Below are 19,714 nucleotides of genomic sequence, written 5' to 3'. Positions count from 1 at the left end.
CTCATCGTCTACCCCGACGAATTCTGCTCCATATAAAACGTGGATTAAGCCACTGTCGGTAGCGATCTGCCACTTCCTTGCCAACAATCAGCACTCCGATCCAAAACATTACCTCTGCCACAATAAAAAGAATTGCTGCGATCGCGGCCTTTTGCGAAAGCGGTATCTCCATAAATGGGACGGCAAACGCTAGTCCCCACGGCACAAACGAGACGATCAGCAGCCCGATTCCGACCTTTCGCATTGAGTCACCTTGATTGAAAGTGTAAGTACGGAGATTTGTACCATGACATCCCTGCCGATCTCCCTGCCCGAAGACATGAAAGCGTTTATCGATAGGCATTGATAGATATTGAGAATCGATTTGATTTCTATGTCTACAAAGACAATGAAATTGAGATTGTCCGCGTTCTTCATGCAGCCCGAAATATCAATGCAATCCTAGAACGAGAAAATTAGTTCTTAATTCCCGTTGTCGCAATGCCTCGAATCAACTGACGTTGACCGATTAGAAACAGCACAATCACCGGAATTGTCGCAATCACTACAGCCGCCATCATCAACGTCCAGCTGTTTGTAAACTGCTCCTGAAAACTGGCTAACGCTAACTGCACCGTTCGCAACTCTGGGCGAGTCGTAAATACCAACGGCTTAAACAAATCATTCCACTCGCCAATAAATGTAAAGAGAAACAAGGTTACCAATGCCGGACGCGCCAATGGCAACATAATTCGCCACAACACCTGCCATCGATTTGCCCCGTCTAACATTGCCGCTTCTTCTAGCTCTACTGGGATCGTCTGAAAAAATTGGCGCAGCAAGAAAATTCCAAATCCATTCGCTGCTGTCGGCAGAATCAGCGCCCCATACGTATTGATCAGATGTCCCCACTTCAGCACTAGAAAAATCGGAATGACTAACATCTGAAATGGGATGACCAACGTTGCTAAAACAACCAGCAATAACGCTTGCTTGCCACGAAACTTCAGCCGTGCCAGCGCATACCCCGCCAACGCCGACGTGATGATCTGCAATCCCGTCACAGCTAGGGCAACCAGCGTCGAATTGGCAAACGCCAACAGAAAGCCGCCGCGTTGCCACGCGACCCGATAATTTTCCAAGGTCAACGAAGCAGATCCCTCTCCAGCAGGCATCAACGACGTTATGAAGACAACGCCCAACGGCAGCAGCACCAATCCTGCTCCCAGTGTCAGCAACATAAACCACACAATTGCCGTCACTGATCTTGAATTGATTAGGGAGAAGAATCGATCGCGGCTCATACTATTGAGAAAACAGCTTTGCTAGAAAATTAGCATTTCTACACGTTACACTAACGCTTGACGACTCAGACTTCAAAAATCAGTGTTTTAGAGGGCTAAAACACGCACATAGGCAGAATTTACTCATTCTCGGCTTCATCCTTAGCTTGAGAAGGTAAAGTGTAGGTTAGGAGCTAATCGGAGTTGAGCCGATCTCCGCTTTTCCCTAACCTGAAACTCAATCGGCGACTGCCGATGCATTCGTGACCAGGAGACACCGAATCTATGCCCCAACTTGAGGCGACCCCAGACCTAGATTTTCATAGTGAAACCTACAAAGATGCTTACAGCCGCATCAATGCGATCGTCATCGAAGGCGAGCGCGAAGCTCACGATAATTACCAGCGATTAGCCGAACTGCTGCCTGACAACCGCGATAACTTGTTAGGTCTAGCAAAGATGGAAAATCGCCATAAGAAAGGCTTTGAAGCCTGTGGGAAGAACTTGAAGGTAACACCAGACATGGAGTTTGCTCAAGAATTCTTCTCTAAACTACACAACAACTTCCAAGTTGCCGCCGCCGAAGGTAAAATTGTCACCTGCTTGCTGATTCAGTCGCTGATCATCGAATGTTTTGCGATCGCCGCATACAACATCTACATTCCGGTTGCCGATGACTTTGCTCGCAAAATCACCGAAGGTGTTGTTAAAGACGAGTATTTGCACCTCAACTTTGGTGAGGAATGGCTCAAAGCAAACTTTGAAGCGTCTAAAGCCGAGCTAGAAGAGGCAAACCGCCAAAACCTGCCGTTAGTCTGGACAATGCTCAATCAAGTCGAAACCGACGCTAGTGTTCTCGCGATGGAACGAGAAGCCTTGGTAGAAGACTTCATGATTCAGTACGGTGAAGCGCTCAGCAACATTGGCTTTACCACTCGCGACATTATGCGGATGTCAGCCTACGGTTTATCGGCTGCCTAGTGAACGTCAATCGGCTATGGGAGAAGAGATTGCTCGTAGCCGACTTTTTCTTGCCTGGTTTTCTTCTAGCATGAAAAATCTGCTCGTCATTCGTGCTGCCGATGAGGTATTACGGATGACGAGTTCCCCTGATCTCTATAATTTGGTTTAACTCTTTCAACACCTGGATCTCAGGCCCAAATTCATCGATGTTTGGTTTAATTGGTCATCTTACAAGTTTAGAACACGCTCAATCTGTCGCACGAGAACTGGGTTATCCAGAATATGCTGATCAGGGGTTAGATTTTTGGTGCAGCGCCCCCCCTCAGATCGTGGACACGATCAAGGTTACGAGTGCCACGGGGCAAAAGATCGAAGGGCAATACGTTGAATCTTGCTTTTTGCCAGAAATGCTGGCAAGCCGTCGTATTAAAGCGGCGACCCGGAAAATAATTAATGCGATGGCACATGCTCAAAAGCATGGCATTAACATCACGGCGTTAGGCGGCTTCTCGTCAATTATTTTCGAGAATTTTAATTTGCAGCAAATTCAGCAAGTCCGCAACGTCAAGCTTGAGTTTGAGCGCTTCACAACTGGCAATACGCATACGGCTTATATTCTTTGTCGGCAGGTTGAGCAAGCGTCCAAGCAAGTGGGTATCGATCTTTCAACGGCGACGATCGCAGTTTGCGGCGCGACGGGAGATATCGGTAGCGCCATCTGTCGCTGGCTAGACGCTCGTACCGATGCCGCTGAGCTCCTGCTAATTGCCCGCGATCAAGAACGCCTGCAAGCGTTGCAAGCCGAACTCGGTCGCGGCAAAATTATGGGCTTGGAAGAAGCGCTGCCGCAAGCTGACATTATTGTATGGGTCGCAAGTATGCCAAAAGGCGTCGAAATTGACCCGACCGTTCTGAAACAGCCTTGCTTGCTGATCGATGGTGGCTATCCCAAAAATTTAGGAACAAAGGTTCAGCATCCCGGCGTGCATGTTCTCAATGGTGGCATTGTTGAACATTCATTAGATATTGATTGGCGAATCATGAGCATCGTCAATATGGACGTTCCCGCTCGTCAGCTATTTGCCTGCTTTGCAGAATCGATGCTGCTCGAATTTGAGAAGTTGTACACCAATTTTTCGTGGGGGCGCAACCGAATTACTGTTGAGAAAATGGATCAAATCGGTCAAGCATCAGTCAAACATGGATTCCGTCCACTGTTAATTTAGCGATCACCTTTACCAGGCTCCAGAAAATTGTGTCTAACAGGCTCCAATAGCGAAGTTAGACTGACCGTTTGAACTGAGCCTTATTGTGTAATTCACTCGCTAACCTTAATAGAGCGCTGGTGTTTTTTGACTTAAGCTGAAGGCTGTCCTAGAGAAGCCTTCAGCTTTAATTTATTGATCTTTTCTCTACGTCTGCTTTCAAGCATCAGAATCACGTTACCGATGCCGGATATGGTCATATACTGCCGTGTAGTCTTTGGCGGGATCATGCCAAGAGTAGTCATACTCCATACCTTGAAGTGCAAGGTTTTCAAATTCGCTGCGATCTCTGCCCCAAAGATCAAACGCGCGTCCTAATGCAGATTCTAGAGCGTTATTATCGGTTTCGTAGAACATGTAGCCGTTGCGCTTTTCGGGAGGATGCTTCTGGTCGTAATCGCGATCGAAAACAGTGTTAACCAATCCGCCGACTCCGCGCACGACTGGCACTGTTCCGTATTTCAAACTAATTACTTGCGTCAAACCGCACGGTTCGTAGTTGCTAGGAACAACAATGATGTCTGATCCGGCATAAATCAGATGCGATAACTCTTCGTTAAAGCCAAGTTCAATATGGCAATCTGGATTATTGTTGAGAAAATTCTTTTCGTGTTGAAACCAATCATTAATCTTCGATTCTGTTGCCGATCCAAGTAATACAAACTGCGCGCCTCGTTGCAGCGAATAATACATCGCGTGATGAACCAGATGGACGCCTTTTTGGTCATCTAAACGCCCGACATAGCAGACAATTGGCTTCTCCTCATCGCGTAACAGCAGTCGCTCTCTTAACGCTTTGGTGTTATATCGTTTTTGCTCGAAGGTTTCTTTACTGTACGGATGAGGAATATAGCGATCGCTCTCTGGATTCCAGAACGTGTAGTCTAATCCATTGAGAATGCCCCCAAATTTGTCTTGATAGAGCGCGAGCGTGTGACCCAAGCCGTAGCTGATTCCTGTATATCGCGCTTCCCAAGCGTGATGAGGCGAGACGGTGTTGACATAGTTAGAGTAAACAATGCCGCCCTTCATCATATTGATGGCGAACGGATTGAAGTTATCGCCTAGTTTATCTTGGCTAAAGTAGTACTCTGGACGATTCAAATTCGTTGCCGTTAAAACTTCGGTTCCGGCTGTGCCTTGGTGCTTGAAGTTGTGAATCGTGTAGCACACCCGCTGGTTCGGCATTCCGTGATGTTTGTAGATTTCGTAGAGCATCACCGGCACTAAGCCCGTTTGCCAATCGTGGCAGTGAATCACATCAGGGCGCTTGTTGCTTTGCTGTAAAAATTCCAGCGCGGCTCTGCTAAAAAAGGCAAATCGCAGATTGTCATCGTTACAGCCGTAATAGCAGCCGCGATCGAAGTACATGTCCTGTGAGTGTGGCTCAATGAAAAAGCAAATCTGCCCATGTACCCACCCGCAATAAACCGAGCAGTGAACCTTGCCGCCAAACCAGGGCACAAATAGGTTGTCGTAGGCACTGTGTAGACCCCAAATATGGTCGTATCTCATGCAGTCATATTTGGGCAAGACGACTTCGACGCAATGCCCTTGCGCTTCGAGTTCGCGGCTTAGCCCGTAGACAACATCGCCCAATCCTCCGGCTTTAATGACGGGCGCACATTCTGACGCGACTTGTACGATATACATTTTTACCCCCGCTTCATAAAAGTTTATCTTCTGCGTCTTCCATTCAATACGGAAGGTATACGTTTTGCAAGTCGAGATAGGCGGAATGTGGAAGTCCTCAGTTAAGCACAACCTTTTTAGAGAAGAGATGAGGGACACCTTCGAGTAACGTTGCAAGGTATTCAATGGATTATCTTTAAACGTGGTCGAGTCGTAGGCAAGTGCAGTAAATCCCGTTTAGAAAGAGCAAGAGCGTGTGATCTAGAAAACATCTAAGAGAACTGGATGGCGTGGTAGATTGCTTTTTATATTTGGTGTGAGGACAAAGGAATGAGAGCAATTACGGCACGAACATCGATCGTTGGTGTTCCATCCCTGCTGAGTGCAACGTTGGCGATTACTGCTGTAATGCTTGCAGTAACTCCTGCAAAAGCAACTGAGACTTCTGAAACGTCTCGCGCCGACCTAACTATGGTTAATTCGGGGATGAAGTCGCTCAAACTAGAGACGACGGCTGATGTAACTTCTACGACTAGCTCCGCTAAGCTTCAAAGGAACTCCCAAAGCGAAGTCCAAAGAGTTGAAGCCCAAAGAATTGCTCAAAATATTGAGCAGACCCCACCTGCCTCGATCGTTCCAGTGAATACTGACAATGCAGAAGGCAGCGATGCGGCTGATCAAGTTACTTCGGTTTCTCAACTTTCAGATGTCAGACCTACAGACTGGGCGTTTCAAGCCTTGCAATCGCTAGTCGAGCGCTACGGATGTATTGCTGGCTATCCTGACAGAACCTATCGAGGCAACCGCGCTCTGACTCGTTATGAGTTTGCGGCGGGTCTCAATGCCTGTTTAGATCGGGTGAATGAACTGATCGCGGCGTCTACCGCAGATTTAGTCAAACGAGAAGATCTAGCAACATTACAAAAGCTGCAAGAAGAATTTGCGGCTGAAATAGCCACGCTGCGGGGTCAGGTCGATGCCTTGGAAGCGCGAACGACAACGTTAGAAAAACAGCAGTTTTCCACCACTACCAAACTCGTCGGTGAGGCTGTCTTTACGATTGCTGATACCTTCGGCGATCGTGCCACCCGTAACGGTAGCGATGGCTTTCTGGGTGGTGTGAATGCTGCAAACGAAGGCAGATTAAGGGACGATAATACTGAGACTATCTTTGCTGCCCGGGCCCGCCTTAACTTAGACAGTAGCTTTACGGGTAAGGATCAGTTAAGAATTCGTCTGCAAGCACGCAACATCACTCCGTTTTCTGGTGCCTTCACGGGAACCAACATGACTCGCTTAGGGCATGACGGCAATGAGTCAAACGCTCTCGGTGTTGCTAAGCTGTTCTACCGTTTCCCCGTCGGTGACAAATTTAGATTCCAGGTCGATGCGGTCGGGAGTGAGTTCTATAACGGATTAGTCAGCACTCTTAGCCCATTTACAAGCAGCGGTACCGGCGCGCTCTCTCGTTTTGGACGGTTTAACAACATCTACCGAAGTGGGGCAGCTGGCGCGGGCGGCTCTTTTGAATACAAGTTCAATGATTTCCTCGCCCTACAGGGAGGTTACGTTTCTGACACGAACAGCAACGACCCAAGTGCAAAGAACGGTCTCTTCAACGGTGCTTATACCGCTTTAGGACAGGTTGTTATCAAACCAAGCAAATCGACCGATCTGGCGCTGACCTATGCTCACTCCTACTATCCTGGTGGTGAGGTCAACCTCACAGCAAGCACAGGTAGTTCATTTGCAGCAAATCCCTTTGGTTCCAGCGCAACTCTTGGTAGACCCACTTCGTCAGATACTTTTGCTGGTGAGGTGCAGTTGCGTCTCAGCCCTAAATTTATCATTGGCGGCTGGTTTGGATACTCGTTTATCGATCAGGAGGATGGAGATAATGAGGCAGAATCCCTTAATGGGGCTGTATTCTTAGCGTTCCCTGACTTGGGTAAGGAGGGTAACCTAGGCGGTATCATTGTTGGCGTTCCTTCTAAGGTGGTCAAGAACGATATTGCTAACCGTGAAGATAATGACACTGCGATTCATGTGGAAGCGTTATATCGGTATCGTCTGACCGACAACATTGCGATCACACCGGGTGTAATTGTGATCTTTAATCCTGAACATAACAGCAGCAATGCTACTCAGTTCGTTGGCGCTCTTAGAACAACATTCTCGTTCTAATCTAGATTGCCTGGTTGAGCTCATCAGAAGCCTTGTCAGACGTTGTTCTGGCAAGGCTTTATCTCTGGCTGATTGCGCTTTAAGCGGTAAGGGAAGTGCGGGGTGCTTGATTAGAACTCACATCTTCAAGGAAGCGAGACACGATCGCACTAAACTTTTCTGGATACCACAGTCCCCATTCGTGAAATCCCTCTTCGACTACGACCAAACGAGAATTTGGAATGGCTTGCTGCATTGTCTCAGCCGCTGCAAGGGGAGTGGTAAGATCTTTAGCAGACCATAGGAGCAAGCAGGGCGATTGAATGTGAGGCAATAGGGCTTGGAGATCTTTTTCTAACGAGAGCCACAATGCTGTGAGAACGTTTGGAAGATTGAATGCGAGATTTGGTATAAATACTTGAGGAATCTCTAGAAGTTGTAGGTAAAGTTTGGCTGGCGAAATCTGTAAGGTCATCTCGATCGCACGCCGCACCGGAACTTCGAGCAGCGGAACTTTAGGCGTTCCGGTACTATCAAGTAAAATTAGGCTGACAATCTTATCAGGTGCTGATGTTGCCATTGTGATGCCAATCCCCCCGCCAATTGAGTGCCCAATTAGATGCACCCTATCTAAGTCTAATGCAGCTAGAAAGGCAAGTAAATAGTCAGCATAGCGATCGTAGCTCTCTACCAGTCCGCAGTCGCGCGAGTCGCCAAATCCAGGCAAGTCAGGCATGATTACCCGATGGCGCTGCGACAGCAAATCCAGAATCTCTCGATAGGGCTTAGCCGCGATCGCCCAGCCATGCAAGAACACAATTGGCGTTGCATCATGATCTGTGCCCGCTTCTAGGTAGGCAATCGTGTGGACTTCGCTTGGCGAACCCATTTGCAATTTGTCAGAGCCAGCCGCATTTCCAATACTGACTTGTTTCTTAACAAGCCGATCGTGAGTACTAAACATAGGGGGCTAGGATAAAAAGTAATCCAACCCTACTGAAGTAGCCATTTTATGTCGTCCTTCTTAAAAGGGATTTGAGGAATAAGTGAGCTAGTAGCCTGTTCAATGTGTAATCTGTCAAATTCGGACTAATTGGGTTTGGAAAGGAATGAGGGATGAGCTTCATTCCTCTTTACGACAAAGCGCTGCCGCAGGCGTCAGTAGGGTTGTAGATCTGTGATTGGACGATCGGCATCAAGCTCTACCTATTCCACAGGAGCGATGTGTACTTGAAAGGTTACATTCTAAAATGCAAGGCTATACGAACCACTCAGCCCAGTTTACGTCTATGCCTGAAGCGTTAAACCCAACTTCTGAGACCCATCGCATTCTGGTCGTTGATGATAATCCAGATAACTATTTCTTGCTGCAAGCTCTTTTGGAAGCCGAAGGGTATGACGTGGATGTAGCAGATAGTGGTCAAGCGGCGTTGCAACACATGAAGGCTGAGCCACCTGACTTAGTTCTGTTAGATGTCATGATGCCAGAGATGAATGGGTTTGAGGTGGTGCGGCGCATCCGGGGCAATCGTCGCCTCTCGTCAATTCCTGTTGTGCTAATTACGGCGTATGACGAATCGATGATAGAACCAGGCTGGAAATTAGGCGCAGATGATTTTCTCTGTAAACCCATTGATAACGATGATTTGTTGCGCCGCATTCGAGTCTGCTTTCCGACGCCGTAGAGTTCATCAGTCTTAAATTTCGTCAGTCAGCGAAACTGGTTACTCCGCGATCGCTCTCGTCAATGTTTGACATTAATGCTTTGATTGCTCAAGGCATTTCCCTTTAGCTGTGAACTGCATCTTGACACTTGCCTGAAACCCTGTGATCCAACCCGGATACAGGTGTGGTGTGTATTGATTTACAGATTGCTCACTTTGCTGCATGTAACGCGTCTCCTGCATTGCATTGGGAAAAGGACGATCAAGGGTTTGATAAAGCCAGCGCCAAGCCGCTTCAAGTGCAGGATATTTGAGATGCGAACGTCGAGTTGATGCTTGATTTTGGCGATCGCGACAGCGGGTTTGACTTGCAAGAAACGAGCCTAATAAGCCATGAGCCGCAATGAGGAGGACAATGGTTTGGTATAGTCAAGCGGGGCTATTGTGTCTAGCAGTCCTAGCAGCGCGACGTCTTGCCCCTGCATCGCAACAGTGTTGTCAAATTAACTCGAAAGTAGAATCATCTGACATGATCAAGTCACAGGCTCTTCGTCTTCTATGTTAAAAACGCTCAATCTTGAGGTGATCGAGCGTTTTACTTGGTTTTACTCTAAGGTGCTATCCGTCTGCTATTTAGATACAACCCCTTTACGCCTAATCCGATATGCAAGCCCCGCTACCGCCAAGGTGCCAAAAATCGTGCCAGGTTCTGGTACAGAGGTTGGAGGAGACTGAAATTTCTTTGTCCAAGTGTAGATCCCTGTATGAGAGGTAGAGTCAGTGGTCTTATTGCGATCGCCCGCGATTGCACCCGAATCCGTAGCAGCAAAGGCAAAGGCGTAGTCTAGCTGGTCGTTAAAGGTGATCTTGGCAATTTCGCTCATTTGGAAATACTTTCCTTGCTGAACTGACACAGCCGCGATCGCAGCGATTACATCATCCAGCACCTTACTGCCTGTTGCATAACGAGCATCGTACTTAGGCTTTAGGTAGGTTGGATTGGACATTGGTTTGCCATAATTTGGATTTGGTTTACCATTTATGTTGCGGCGAGTATCAGTAACGGTTGGTCTCGTGTCGATGTATAAGCCAGCTCGATCTAGGTGTCCTACCAAATCCGCCTTCAACTCGTTCGTGTCCGTGTCAAAAGACAAACTGCCAATATTCGGGTCGCCAGAGCTATAAAGCCCTTTTGTGGTTAGGGCGGTTAGCATCTCGTCATACTTGCTAGGAATTAAGCTCTTCCATTCAGGCAGCAGAACCGAATCGTAAGCAGTCAAAAAGCCGTTGAGCCAGCTTTTAGCGAGTTGACCATTGTTGTTTGACCAATCTGCTAGCGTCACACTTTCAACCCGAACCGTATTTTTACCGAGTTTGGCAGAAAAGCCTACATTCGCTGTGATGGTCTCTGCGCTAGTCCACAGTTCAACATTGGTCTCTCGATTTTCATCCGTCAGCGCTTGAATTGCCTTTGCAACATTTCCCTGATTGTTGAAGTCATTTAATGACTTACGTGAGACTCCTTGCACGACTTCATAGGTAGGATTTGTGGGATCTTTGTACAGCCAAGTGTTGATATTGGCTGTATCAAATACAATCTCTTGAGGTCCAAGCGTCGCCGCAGAAGCTAACGTAGTAGCACTTGCTTCTAGAACGATCGCAACCGAGGCTCCGACGAATAGTCGCTTCAGGTTTTTCATAGTAGTGCGTCTCCCAAACTGAATAAAGATTGGATATTTCTAGCTCAAACTCGCCGGTCGTGATGTGGGGACTACAACACCTAACTTTTCCTAAGCAATGCCATATAAATCTATAGGGCAGACTTTAGAACTGCATGAAAAAATTCAGGATTTCCCTGCGGCTCTTGAGGCGTTGAGCGATCGTCTCTCCAGAGCGAAAGGTCCTTCATTGATGTAAATTTCAGCCAGTGTTACTTCACTCAGATATCCCGCCAGCTTTGTTGCAGCGCACTCGCTTTACATAATCTCTATTTGCAGCAGCTTTGGAATAAATGAATATAAAGTGTTGGCTAGAAAATAAAAATTTCTAAGACAACATGCTGACCACTGATGAGCGTTTTCTCTAATATCGCCAGTGGATGTAGCAAATCCTCTCCTAGCTGTAAATTACTTCGCTTTACTGTTTAACCAAATTGCTCAGCCGATTGCTAATTGCTTGAGCACCGTTAGTTCATCTACCAGAGTGGTAACAAAATGTCCCCTGAAGTTAAAGGTGAAGAACGATCATGCGCTGTTTAATTACTCGTGAGATAGCGTATAGGTGAATTAACTTTTACTAAACGAAACTGAGAGTGCAAAGAAGTGCCATGATGCTTCGCTTCATTCCTCGTCCCTATCTTGGCGAAGTACTGCTTGTCTGCATTCCGTGTGGAATAATGGCCTCTCTTAGGCAACTCTAGTATGTACATTAGACTCTAAAAGCTTAAATTGCTGGAGACAACCGATGAAAGAGCAACCAAGCTGGCAAACGATCCTGCTGGTGGGAGTGTTAGGAATTTTAGTCGCCCTCGGACTGAGTTCCTTTCTAATCATTAATCCGGGTCAGGCAGGAGTACTGAGCATTCTAGGCAAATCCAGAGATGGAGTGCTTCTAGAAGGTGTTCACTTGAAACCACCCTTTATTTCAAAGGCAGATATTTATGACGTAACAGTACAAAAATTTGAGGTGCCTGCTCAAAGTTCTACCAAAGATCTGCAACAGCTATCGGCTAGTTTCGCCATTAACTTTCGATTAGACCCGATGCAGGTCGTCACAATTCGCCGCACTCAAGGCACCTTGCAGAATATCGTGTCGAAAATCATCGCGCCTCAAACGCAAGAGTCGTTCAAGATTGCAGCGGCGCGACGCACCGTAGAAGAAGCGATTACCAAACGGGATGAACTCAAGCAGGACTTTGATGAAGCATTGGGAGAACGCCTGAATAAGTACGGCATTCTTGTTTTAGATACCAGCGTAGTCGATCTAAATTTTTCAACCGAGTTCTCAAAGGCGGTTGAAGAGAAGCAAATTGCAGAGCAGCGTGCGCAACGAGCAGTTTATATTGCGCGAGAAGCGGAGCAAGAAGCCGAAGCAACGATTAATCGAGCAAAAGGACAAGCGGAAGCCCAACGGCTACTGCGGGAAACTCTAACGTCAGAACTGTTGCAAAAGCAAGCGATCGAAAAATGGGATGGCAAATTTCCGCAGGTGTTAGGAGGCGAGGGTGCTGTCCCCTTCATTAATCTTGAACCCGCAAAACTACAGTCTACCCTCCCCTAAGCGTGCGGTAGCGCGTAATTCAGTAGCTTGCGATCGCGCGTTGGTTGGCTTTTCCCTGATTGTGTTTGTCGTGTTGATGGCCAGTAATACCTAGAATAACCAGGTTCAAAAGTGCATAACACTCTCTAGAAAACACTTAGAGTTTGAATCGCTTGTAGCAACTCTGGTGCGGCAGTGGCTGACCAAAATCCCTCCGCTCGTCTCCCAGATAAAACGATCAACCGCAGTGTGTAACTAGTGGGGTATCCTTCGACTTCTAGCCACACTAAACTGCTTTCTAGTTCACAGGCTATTTTCTCTTCGTCCATTAATTCGTTGGCAATCTGCTGTAGGGTTTGGCTGAGTTGCTCCGCAAGACGGCAGAAATCGTTGAATTCCGCTTCGGTGAGTTCGACTGCCCAATCCTCTGCTCCCACTAATCCTTTAAACTCAGAAGCGGTTGGGTTCCATCCAACTCGCCAACCCGACCCAGTTTTAAGCAGTCGTCCCATGAGGTTCTATTTCAATAACTGCGCTCCACCAGAAGGTTGGCGTAGGGGGGTGCGAGGAAGTCCTGGTGCTGGAGATGGGGTCGGTGGCGATGAGGCGTTCTCTAACGGACTAAAAGCAGTGACTAAGGCTTGAATGAGCGCGTTGCGCTGTTTACGATCGAGCTTGGCAATCGCGGCACGATCGCGCTCAAACGGATTTTGCTTCAAATTGTCTGCACCGGGATAGGTGGAGACATCCATCGGCTCATTCACTCCTAAATAATCAGCTAGAGTAAACTTCCAATCGAGGCGATAGTTGACCGGCCGCCCTTTCCCATAGTAGTGATAGCGGATCAAACGGCTCACCAGCGTGTTGTTCAGATCGACCTTTCCGTTTGCACGATTGACATACTGGTTTTCGAGGGGAAGATCAGGCAACATTTGATAAATTCGTCGCCAAACCTCTTGAATTCTGACGCGTCCTGGCGATGCAGGACTGGCTGGAGTCGCGTTCGATTGTGCTAGTAGATGAGGTGAGTTAACGTCTTGCGATCGTATCGGCTGAGGACTCGGTGCTTCTTTAGCAACAGACAGATGAACACGGCTAACCAAGATGGAGGTCAGCAGCAGTAACCCGATCAACAGCCGCTTAGAGGTTTTCATCGTCTCAGGCACTCCCGTCTTAAATCGAACGTCTAATTTGATTGACCATCTAAAAATTGAGCATCCAAAAAGCGAGGTGAAAAGACTTCACCCCGCTCTAGATTAGACCTTATTCGCCAATGATTTCCGGTTGGGTCAGTTCATCGGACATCTCAATGATCGCCCGCATTACAGGTTTCATCATTGGATCTTCACCGCTATCAAAATCCTCAAAGCGACGTCGCTTAGCGCGGTTCGCAACTTGAACAGTAATGCGATAGCGGTTAGACGCCGCGTTGATCAGCTCATCGGCGCGGCGCATGAGTTGAACCGTATCAAAGGATGGACGTTTATGGAGAGAGCCAGATTTTGCCATAGGATTTGGAATGTTAGTGATGCGGTCTATGAGTGAGTGACTACCACACCCTACTAGATTATCTACTTAGATTATAGGGATGACATTTTACTCGACGTTATGTAAAGTTTTAAAGACCTCTGTTAACGATGATAGAGTTCAAGTAACGTTTTTTTAATTACATAGTTTAGCCCTAGCTCAAATTATTCGGCTTCATGCAAACGCTTGTCTCTCCGTCTCAATCCAACCGCGTTCAGGCTCTGCCAGCCTCCCTCAGAATACTGGCATTGGGTGATAGTTTAGTTTACGGCTTTGGCGATCCGGTTGGGGGTGGCTGGGTTGAGCGACTCAGGCGGCAGTGGATGACACCAGGAGGAGCGAATCACGCGCTGTATAACCTGGGAGTGCGGGGCGATGGAGTGCGGCAGGTTTCGCATCGGTTGGAAGATGAGTTTAAGAGCCGAGGCGAGTTGCGAAATCGCGTTCCTGATTTGATTATTTTATCGGTTGGAGTAAATGATTCCTCGCGATTAGGGCGACCAGACGGCAAGAATTACACTGAGTTTGATCAGTTTGGGGCTGAGATGACGGACCTGCTCGATCGCGCTCGGCGCTTGTGCCCCGTTTTGTTTGTGGGCATGATTCCGGTGAATGAAGAACAAATGCCGTTTCTTGACTGCTTGTATTACAACCACGCTGATCAATATCGCTACAAAGAAGCCACACGATCGGCGTGTGACGATCGCCGAATTCCCTATCTCGATCTCTTTGACCTTTGGATGGCGCGTGGATCAGAGTGGTGCAAGGCGCAGTTTACAGAAGATGGATTGCATCCAAATGTGTCTGGCTATCAAACTCTTTTGCAAGATGTATTAAATTGGCAGGCATTTCAGCAATGGATTGGGGAAGGCGATAAGGTATAAGATGCCGATCGCGAAGGAAAAATAATCATGACGGTACTGGTTCTTGCGACGGGAAATCCAGGAAAGTTGCGTGAGATTCAACCTTATTTGGAAGGGTTGAGTTGGGACCTGAAGCTAAAGCCTGAGGAAATAGAGGTCGATGAGGTAGGGATAACGTTTGCTGAGAATGCAGCGCTGAAAGCCTCACAAGTGGCGATCGCCACTGGAAACTGGGCGATCGCGGACGATTCGGGTTTAGAAGTGACGGCGCTAGACAACGCGCCAGGCATTTTTTCGGCGCGATACGGAACATCTGACGCGGATCGGATTGAGCGATTATTGCGGGAATTGGGCGATCGCCCGGACCGAGAGGCGCGGTTTGTGTGTGCGATCGCGGTAGCTCGACCTGATGGCGCGATCGCGATGCAAACCGAGGGAATTTGTCCTGGTGAGATTCTTCTGGCTCCCCGTGGGGAAGGTGGGTTTGGCTACGATCCGATCTTCTTTGTGCCCGAAAAGGGATTAACGTTTGCAGAAATGCCCCCCGCGATGAAACAGGAGGTGAGCCATCGCGGACGGGCATTTCAGGCGCTATTACCCCAACTGAAGGCGCTGGAATCTTAATGCGATCCCCTTTGAAAGGTTCTGGCAAAGCGATTAGCGCAGAGCGCAACTCCGAAGGAAACGCTCTAAAGTCACTGCGGCGTCTGCCAGATTTGCACTGTTTGACCGTTAGTGACTAGAAACCGATTATTCGGACTAAAGTCAAACGTATACGCCCCTTCGATCGCTTTCACCGTCTGACCACTTGCCACATCCCACAACCGAATGCCTTGGGTGGGAATTGGTTCGCTCTGGACAGTCGGCAGCAGTAAGGCACTCATTGCCAGCACTTGTCCAGTTGGACTAAAGGCTAGATGTCCTGCGTTGATTGGCATGATCGGGTGACCCGCTGAGTCTGCAACCTTGAGCGTTCGTGCCGACTGGTAAGTTTTCAGATTCCACAATCGCACGCTGTTGTCCTGGCTACTGCTGGCTAGCGTTTGACCATCTGGACTAAAGGCGATCGCTTGCACCGTCTTTTGGTGTCCTCGCAGGGTAATCAGCCGTGCCCCTGTTGTAGCGTTCCAAAGCTTAACGCTATGGTCAACATCTGCGATCGCGATCACTTGCCCACTGGGGCTAAACATCATGGGCAGTCGATCATCGGTGGTGACGGTTTCATTCACAAGAGTGCGAATCAGCCGACCCGTTGAAATCTCCCAAAGCTGTAGCCTGTTTTTGTCGGTAGCCGTAGCAACTCGTTGACCATCAGGGCTAATCAGCACCGTATGCACGATTCCACCGGCGGGTTGTAGCCGAATGGTTTGCCGTACCTGTCCAGTTTGAAGATTCCAGATCTTGACCGTCTGGTCGGAACTACCGCTCGCTAGGAACTGGGCATCGGGACTGATGGAGATCGCTCTGACTGCGTAGGGATGAGCAGCTATAGCCCGAATAACTTGTCCTGTATCGGTTGCCCATAGGCGAATGTTGCCATTTGAGAGACCTGCGGCAATTAGACGGCTATCTGGCGTAAACGCGATCGCATTTGCCACATCCCCCACAATTCGAGTCGGTTGGGTCGGCGGTTCTTGAGCTTGTCCTTTGTAGGAAGAAGATTCCGTCGCCTGTCCTCGCACTAAGGTAACGAGTCGCGTTCCTCGCTGAAGGTTCCACAGAGCCAGTGTGCTGTTGTTTGTTGCTCCGACACACGCCCGCTCATAGCTATAGCTGCTCACAGCCAGAATTTGACTGTTTGGACTAATCGCTTGATCTAGGGTGTAAACAGGACAGGAGATATTTGGATAAAGTGCCTTGAGATTAATTTGTTGTCGTTGTTGCAGGTTCTGCCAAGGATTGACAGAGGATGGAGTATCGAGAGCCGTTCCGACTCGGTTGAATAGGGCAGGAACATAGCGGATAAAGCGCTCTCCCTGTAAATATAGAGCGTCGGTCGTGCAACTGCCGCAGCCCTGCGCTTGAGCCAGCTTAGAGACGACTTCCCATGAGATGCCTGCCCACGGCAGATGCCCTTGAGGAGCCTGAGTGCTGTACTTCAATTCCGGCTCTGTGAGCCAGTCAGGAGCAATGAAATTCGTGGGGTCTGGTGTGGTGCGAGTCCAGCCGACGCGATCGCCAAACGCTTTCACGGCAGCATTAACGTTCGTTGGATTCTGAGCCAAGGCTTCTTGCCAGATTCGCTGCTGCACACCAAAGCCAAAGCGACCTCCACTCGCATCTCGCCACATCCGATCGAGAGTCTGAATCGCTTCTGCTGGAATAGTGTTCGCTCGTGGGACTGCAAACAGATCACCATCTGCATGTATCCACTGCTGTAAAATGCGCCGGGTTTCTTGATCTGCTGCCTGCCAGTTCTTGGCAGCGAGCAAATTCTGTAGCAGCTTATAGTCTTGGCTAGGAGCCGCAGTCGTTTGTGCCGTTAGGACAGAACGCTGACTCAAATCCGCTGCCATTCCTGCAAGCGATTGCGAAAGGGTGATTAGTAGACCAATTCCCAGAGGGAGTAGGTAAGAAATCCGATGGTTCATGTGGCTGTGTTGAACGATGCGCTTAAGGTAGATTGGATGAGTCTGGTTGGACTTTCCACTTTGGACTTTCCACTTTAGTGACTCACCAGATTGAGAAACCTGAATCCCAGACTTCAATTAATTCAGATAATTCAGACAGACTGAGCCGTGCCTGTAGTTCCTATAGGCATAAGTCAATGGCATTTTTTCAGAGCAATGCCTTGTGGGTCAAGAGCGCTAGAGAGTTCATCTGCTACCGAACAAATCGAAAGCTGGCAACAATATCCTGAAAAGCGCTGCGTAGAGGTTGCTCATTTGGGTTGAGATAGCCCACACTCAAGAGAATGATTTGGCGGTTCGGGCTATAGAATGCCACATTATCGGATGCGTAAAGCCCATCTGCCGTGTATGCAATGCCCGCTTGTCCGTCCACTTTCAGCGATCGCACGTTCTGAATTCCTGGTTGATGCCCTTTGGCCCAATTTATAAGAGAGAGTTTTTTAGGATTGCTGTGTACTGAAACATCAATGCTGGGAGGATATTCTGTTCCGCCTTCATATTTGCCTGCCTGAATGTTGTCGTAGACCTTCTGAGGCCAGAGAGAAAGACTCGACCGCAGCGTTTCTCCGGCTCGTGGCTGTTTCTTCTCATGAGTCTTATCTAAAGCCAATTGGGTTGGATAGCTGAAGCGAAACCCAAACTGCTTATTAGTGTAGCTTTTTCGAGTTGTTGAGGTCGATTGACGCGTTAATACAACGCGAGTTTGATTTTGCTGAAGCGGCTTTGTAAGCGGCGTAAGTCCGATAGTTTGTTCTGGGAACATCAGAACTGCTGCCGAAGCACTTGCTGTTAGTGAGAGAAAACCAAGAATAAGTCCAAATTTGCGAGTAGCCATACGTTTCTCCGAAAATACGCTTCTTCAAGGATTTTGTAGAAAGCGCAAAATGAATGTTGTGCAACGATATTAGCCTCGCTGTTCAGTTGATTGGGGAGTTGTTCTCAAATTTGATACAGATACAGCTTCGCGATCGCATCCAATAGCCTCGCTCAAGTAGTCTTATCCTGTGAAATCATCCCAACAACACCTTTAACAGCGTGAATATAATCGCTAGGATGTAATAAAATTTGCAGTCCTCGCATACCAGCAGAAATAGAGATGACATCAAAAAGTTCAATCAATTCATCAACGTAGACTGGATACTCTTTTTTGCACGCTAATGCTGTCACCCCTCCGCGAATGTATCCTGTAAGGGGCTGCACTTCCTTAAGAGAAACCGTTTCAATTCTTCGATTTTCAGATAGTTGCGCGAACGCTTTGAGATCTAGCTGAGTATTGCCTGGAATCACAGCAAGAGCAATTCCATGTTTATCACCTCGCACCACCAAAGTTTTAAACACTTGTTCCGCAGGCAATCCGATTTTCTGGGCAACGCTTTCTGCCGCTAGATCGTTAGGATCGACCTCATAGGTTCGCAGTTCGTAGGAGATACCAAGATTGTCTAAAACGCGAATGGCGTTGGTCTTCATGAGTCGTCGAAGCTAGGCAAATAGGGCAGATCAGTTCTACCTAAATCATACCCAAGCTGGCTCAGCAGCGTCGCTAATTGGCCTCTGTGATGGGTTTGATGATTAAACAGATGAGTCACGAGCAGCCAAGCGGGTCGTGTTCGCGTCTTCACAGGTTGTTGAGTACTGGTAAAGGCGAATGGTGCATTTAGCCACTCTGGAGAGAGCCGAGTTGTCCAATTTAGAATATCTTGATCGGTGCGATCGCGCGCTCGCCGTAATTCGTCAAAGTCAGCATACAGGTCTTCATCGAGTTTAGCGATAAAGGGCTGATGGGTGAAGCGTCCCATCCAGATGCGATCGCCGATCAAAATATGGTTTAACGTTCCATGAATTGACTTGAAAAAGGCTCCCAAATCTTCTTTTCGCTTTGCGTCAGGAATATCTGCACAAACTGCATAGAGTTTCTGGTTCATCCAATAGTTATACTCAGCCAGTGTGGTGTAGTACATGCGATTGGCTCCGCTAAGCTCTGAAGCGTTATTCATGTTCCGATTTTGAATTAAACTGCTGCGTTGTAATGTGCTTTTGAGACCGCAATTAATATCTTGTGCCTTACCGTTATAGATTCTGTTGTCAATTGATCTCGAACACTTTTTATATTTGTTACAGATCGGAGTGACGTTGATCTAACCAGATGCGGATCTCTTGCTCAGAACTAAATGTATTAGACTTGCGAGTTTCCGGATCATACGTTTTGAAGTAGTTGTTGCCCTTGCGATCGCGGCGGTGCGACACTTGCGGTTCATAGCGGTTTGCGATCGTATTTATCCAATGTTGCCAAATCTGGTCAAGTCGAATTTTCATGATTATTTCTCCGTTGTTTGGCATGGAAAAGCAGAGGACAAAATGCTTGCCCTATGTGCTTTTCGAGCGCCGTAGTTGTATTTCCTCTAACGTTAATTTTGAGTCATTTTTTCTTGTCTAAACAGATGCAGTTAGACTAAATTGTTATGAATACAGTTTATTTTTTAGTCACTG

20 protein-coding genes are annotated in these 19,714 nt (G+C 47.9%); 7 read left to right on the top strand and 13 right to left on the bottom strand.

Annotated features, from left to right (window positions below; genetic code table 11):
* Position 1: 1 nt before the first annotated feature.
* Positions 2–343, bottom strand: coding sequence for a transporter suffix domain-containing protein (locus AC5I6P_RS27880; RefSeq protein WP_495697041.1), 342 nt, complete (start codon positions 341–343; stop codon positions 2–4).
* A gap of 112 nt (positions 344–455) precedes the next feature.
* Entirely contained in the window at positions 456–1,241 is a 786-nt protein-coding gene (locus AC5I6P_RS27875) for a carbohydrate ABC transporter permease (protein WP_495697040.1), read from the bottom strand.
* 306 nt (positions 1,242–1,547) lie between these two features.
* Here AC5I6P_RS27875 and AC5I6P_RS27870 point away from each other — a divergent pair, with 306 nt between their 5' ends.
* The gene (locus AC5I6P_RS27870; protein WP_495697039.1) at positions 1,548–2,243 is read left to right on the top strand and encodes an aldehyde oxygenase (deformylating); all 696 of its coding nucleotides are present in this window, start codon (positions 1,548–1,550) and stop codon (positions 2,241–2,243) included.
* A gap of 188 nt (positions 2,244–2,431) precedes the next feature.
* On the top strand, positions 2,432–3,451 hold the full coding sequence (locus AC5I6P_RS27865; RefSeq protein WP_495697038.1) for a long-chain acyl-[acyl-carrier-protein] reductase: 1,020 nt from the start codon (positions 2,432–2,434) through the stop codon (positions 3,449–3,451).
* A gap of 216 nt (positions 3,452–3,667) precedes the next feature.
* On the opposite strand, the gene glgA is transcribed toward AC5I6P_RS27865, so the two are convergent.
* Complete coding sequence (glgA, locus tag AC5I6P_RS27860) at positions 3,668–5,143, bottom strand: glycogen synthase GlgA (RefSeq protein WP_495697037.1); 1,476 nt, start codon at positions 5,141–5,143, stop codon at positions 3,668–3,670.
* Positions 5,144–5,452: 309 nt separating this feature from the next.
* Here glgA and AC5I6P_RS27855 point away from each other — a divergent pair, with 309 nt between their 5' ends.
* A complete protein-coding gene (locus AC5I6P_RS27855; protein WP_495697036.1) occupies positions 5,453–7,306 on the top strand; it encodes an iron uptake porin in 1,854 nt (617 codons plus the stop codon).
* 79 nt (positions 7,307–7,385) lie between these two features.
* On the opposite strand, the gene AC5I6P_RS27850 is transcribed toward AC5I6P_RS27855, so the two are convergent.
* Entirely contained in the window at positions 7,386–8,249 is an 864-nt protein-coding gene (locus AC5I6P_RS27850) for an alpha/beta fold hydrolase (protein ID WP_495697035.1), read from the bottom strand.
* Between the two features lie 325 nt (positions 8,250–8,574).
* On the opposite strand from AC5I6P_RS27850, the gene AC5I6P_RS27845 reads away from it, so the two are divergent.
* Positions 8,575–8,970, top strand: coding sequence for a response regulator (locus AC5I6P_RS27845; protein WP_495697034.1), 396 nt, complete (start codon positions 8,575–8,577; stop codon positions 8,968–8,970).
* Positions 8,971–9,578: 608 nt separating this feature from the next.
* Here AC5I6P_RS27845 and AC5I6P_RS27840 read toward each other — a convergent pair.
* The gene (locus AC5I6P_RS27840; RefSeq protein WP_495697033.1) at positions 9,579–10,649 is read right to left on the bottom strand and encodes an NF038130 family PEP-CTERM protein; all 1,071 of its coding nucleotides are present in this window, start codon (positions 10,647–10,649) and stop codon (positions 9,579–9,581) included.
* A 763-nt stretch (positions 10,650–11,412) separates the two neighbouring features.
* On the opposite strand from AC5I6P_RS27840, the gene AC5I6P_RS27835 reads away from it, so the two are divergent.
* Entirely contained in the window at positions 11,413–12,228 is an 816-nt protein-coding gene (locus tag AC5I6P_RS27835) for a prohibitin family protein (RefSeq protein WP_495697032.1), read from the top strand.
* 125 nt (positions 12,229–12,353) lie between these two features.
* Here the strand turns inward: AC5I6P_RS27835 and AC5I6P_RS27830 are convergent, their stop codons facing one another.
* The 3 genes from AC5I6P_RS27830 to AC5I6P_RS27820 form a co-directional block, all read right to left on the bottom strand.
* A complete protein-coding gene (locus AC5I6P_RS27830) occupies positions 12,354–12,719 on the bottom strand; it encodes a DUF1818 family protein (protein WP_495697031.1) in 366 nt (121 codons plus the stop codon).
* Between the two features lie 6 nt (positions 12,720–12,725).
* Positions 12,726–13,361, bottom strand: coding sequence for a hypothetical protein (locus AC5I6P_RS27825; RefSeq protein ID WP_495697030.1), 636 nt, complete (start codon positions 13,359–13,361; stop codon positions 12,726–12,728).
* 109 nt (positions 13,362–13,470) lie between these two features.
* On the bottom strand, positions 13,471–13,716 hold the full coding sequence (locus AC5I6P_RS27820) for a DNA-directed RNA polymerase subunit omega (protein WP_495697029.1): 246 nt from the start codon (positions 13,714–13,716) through the stop codon (positions 13,471–13,473).
* Positions 13,717–13,910: 194 nt separating this feature from the next.
* Between AC5I6P_RS27820 and AC5I6P_RS27815 the strand changes: the two genes are divergently transcribed.
* Both AC5I6P_RS27815 and rdgB read left to right on the top strand, forming a co-directional pair.
* On the top strand, positions 13,911–14,618 hold the full coding sequence (locus tag AC5I6P_RS27815) for a GDSL-type esterase/lipase family protein (protein WP_495697028.1): 708 nt from the start codon (positions 13,911–13,913) through the stop codon (positions 14,616–14,618).
* 27 nt (positions 14,619–14,645) lie between these two features.
* Positions 14,646–15,221 (top strand): RdgB/HAM1 family non-canonical purine NTP pyrophosphatase, encoded by a 576-nt coding sequence (rdgB, locus tag AC5I6P_RS27810; RefSeq protein ID WP_495697027.1) that lies wholly within the window; start codon positions 14,646–14,648, stop codon positions 15,219–15,221.
* Between the two features lie 71 nt (positions 15,222–15,292).
* Here the strand turns inward: rdgB and AC5I6P_RS27805 are convergent, their stop codons facing one another.
* From AC5I6P_RS27805 to AC5I6P_RS27785, 5 genes are all read right to left on the bottom strand, one after another.
* Positions 15,293–17,188 carry a GUN4 domain-containing protein gene (locus AC5I6P_RS27805; protein WP_495697026.1) on the bottom strand — a complete coding sequence of 632 codons (1,896 nt, stop codon included), beginning with the start codon at positions 17,186–17,188 and terminating at the stop codon, positions 15,293–15,295.
* Between the two features lie 232 nt (positions 17,189–17,420).
* Positions 17,421–18,062 carry a hypothetical protein gene (locus AC5I6P_RS27800; protein WP_495697025.1) on the bottom strand — a complete coding sequence of 214 codons (642 nt, stop codon included), beginning with the start codon at positions 18,060–18,062 and terminating at the stop codon, positions 17,421–17,423.
* A gap of 152 nt (positions 18,063–18,214) precedes the next feature.
* Positions 18,215–18,694, bottom strand: a complete 480-nt coding sequence (gene ybaK, locus AC5I6P_RS27795; RefSeq protein WP_495697024.1) for a Cys-tRNA(Pro) deacylase — start codon at positions 18,692–18,694, stop codon at positions 18,215–18,217.
* Positions 18,691–19,221 carry a DinB family protein gene (locus AC5I6P_RS27790; RefSeq protein ID WP_495697023.1) on the bottom strand — a complete coding sequence of 177 codons (531 nt, stop codon included), beginning with the start codon at positions 19,219–19,221 and terminating at the stop codon, positions 18,691–18,693. Before AC5I6P_RS27790 ends, ybaK begins: the two co-directional genes overlap by 4 nt.
* A 118-nt stretch (positions 19,222–19,339) precedes the next feature.
* Positions 19,340–19,540, bottom strand: a complete 201-nt coding sequence (locus AC5I6P_RS27785) for a hypothetical protein (protein WP_495697022.1) — start codon at positions 19,538–19,540, stop codon at positions 19,340–19,342.
* Between the last annotated feature and the right edge of the window lie 174 nt (positions 19,541–19,714).

It is taken from the genome of Myxacorys sp. (assembly GCF_059501405.1).
The sequence above is the reverse complement of the archived record's forward strand: the minus strand, read 5'-3'. Positions and strand labels throughout refer to the sequence as shown.

What these genes read in the sequence shown, in the direction of transcription:
- AC5I6P_RS27840 (WP_495697033.1), bottom strand. Translation starts at nt 10,649, where the DNA reads ATGAAAAACCTGAAGCGACTATTCGTCGGAGCCTCGGTTGCGATCGTT.
- AC5I6P_RS27800 (WP_495697025.1), bottom strand. Translation starts at nt 18,062, where the DNA reads ATGGCTACTCGCAAATTTGGACTTATTCTTGGTTTTCTCTCACTAACA.
- rdgB (WP_495697027.1), top strand. Translation starts at nt 14,646, where the DNA reads ATGACGGTACTGGTTCTTGCGACGGGAAATCCAGGAAAGTTGCGTGAG.
- AC5I6P_RS27785 (WP_495697022.1), bottom strand. Translation starts at nt 19,540, where the DNA reads ATGAAAATTCGACTTGACCAGATTTGGCAACATTGGATAAATACGATC.
- AC5I6P_RS27880 (WP_495697041.1), bottom strand. Translation starts at nt 343, where the DNA reads ATGCCTATCGATAAACGCTTTCATGTCTTCGGGCAGGGAGATCGGCAG.
- ybaK (WP_495697024.1), bottom strand. Translation starts at nt 18,694, where the DNA reads ATGAAGACCAACGCCATTCGCGTTTTAGACAATCTTGGTATCTCCTAC.
- AC5I6P_RS27815 (WP_495697028.1), top strand. Translation starts at nt 13,911, where the DNA reads ATGCAAACGCTTGTCTCTCCGTCTCAATCCAACCGCGTTCAGGCTCTG.
- AC5I6P_RS27820 (WP_495697029.1), bottom strand. Translation starts at nt 13,716, where the DNA reads ATGGCAAAATCTGGCTCTCTCCATAAACGTCCATCCTTTGATACGGTT.
- AC5I6P_RS27855 (WP_495697036.1), top strand. Translation starts at nt 5,453, where the DNA reads ATGAGAGCAATTACGGCACGAACATCGATCGTTGGTGTTCCATCCCTG.
- AC5I6P_RS27850 (WP_495697035.1), bottom strand. Translation starts at nt 8,249, where the DNA reads ATGTTTAGTACTCACGATCGGCTTGTTAAGAAACAAGTCAGTATTGGA.
- AC5I6P_RS27830 (WP_495697031.1), bottom strand. Translation starts at nt 12,719, where the DNA reads ATGGGACGACTGCTTAAAACTGGGTCGGGTTGGCGAGTTGGATGGAAC.
- AC5I6P_RS27825 (WP_495697030.1), bottom strand. Translation starts at nt 13,361, where the DNA reads ATGAAAACCTCTAAGCGGCTGTTGATCGGGTTACTGCTGCTGACCTCC.
- AC5I6P_RS27835 (WP_495697032.1), top strand. Translation starts at nt 11,413, where the DNA reads ATGAAAGAGCAACCAAGCTGGCAAACGATCCTGCTGGTGGGAGTGTTA.
- AC5I6P_RS27790 (WP_495697023.1), bottom strand. Translation starts at nt 19,221, where the DNA reads ATGAATAACGCTTCAGAGCTTAGCGGAGCCAATCGCATGTACTACACC.
- glgA (WP_495697037.1), bottom strand. Translation starts at nt 5,143, where the DNA reads ATGTATATCGTACAAGTCGCGTCAGAATGTGCGCCCGTCATTAAAGCC.
- AC5I6P_RS27805 (WP_495697026.1), bottom strand. Translation starts at nt 17,188, where the DNA reads ATGAACCATCGGATTTCTTACCTACTCCCTCTGGGAATTGGTCTACTA.
- AC5I6P_RS27865 (WP_495697038.1), top strand. Translation starts at nt 2,432, where the DNA reads ATGTTTGGTTTAATTGGTCATCTTACAAGTTTAGAACACGCTCAATCT.
- AC5I6P_RS27870 (WP_495697039.1), top strand. Translation starts at nt 1,548, where the DNA reads ATGCCCCAACTTGAGGCGACCCCAGACCTAGATTTTCATAGTGAAACC.
- AC5I6P_RS27845 (WP_495697034.1), top strand. Translation starts at nt 8,575, where the DNA reads ATGCCTGAAGCGTTAAACCCAACTTCTGAGACCCATCGCATTCTGGTC.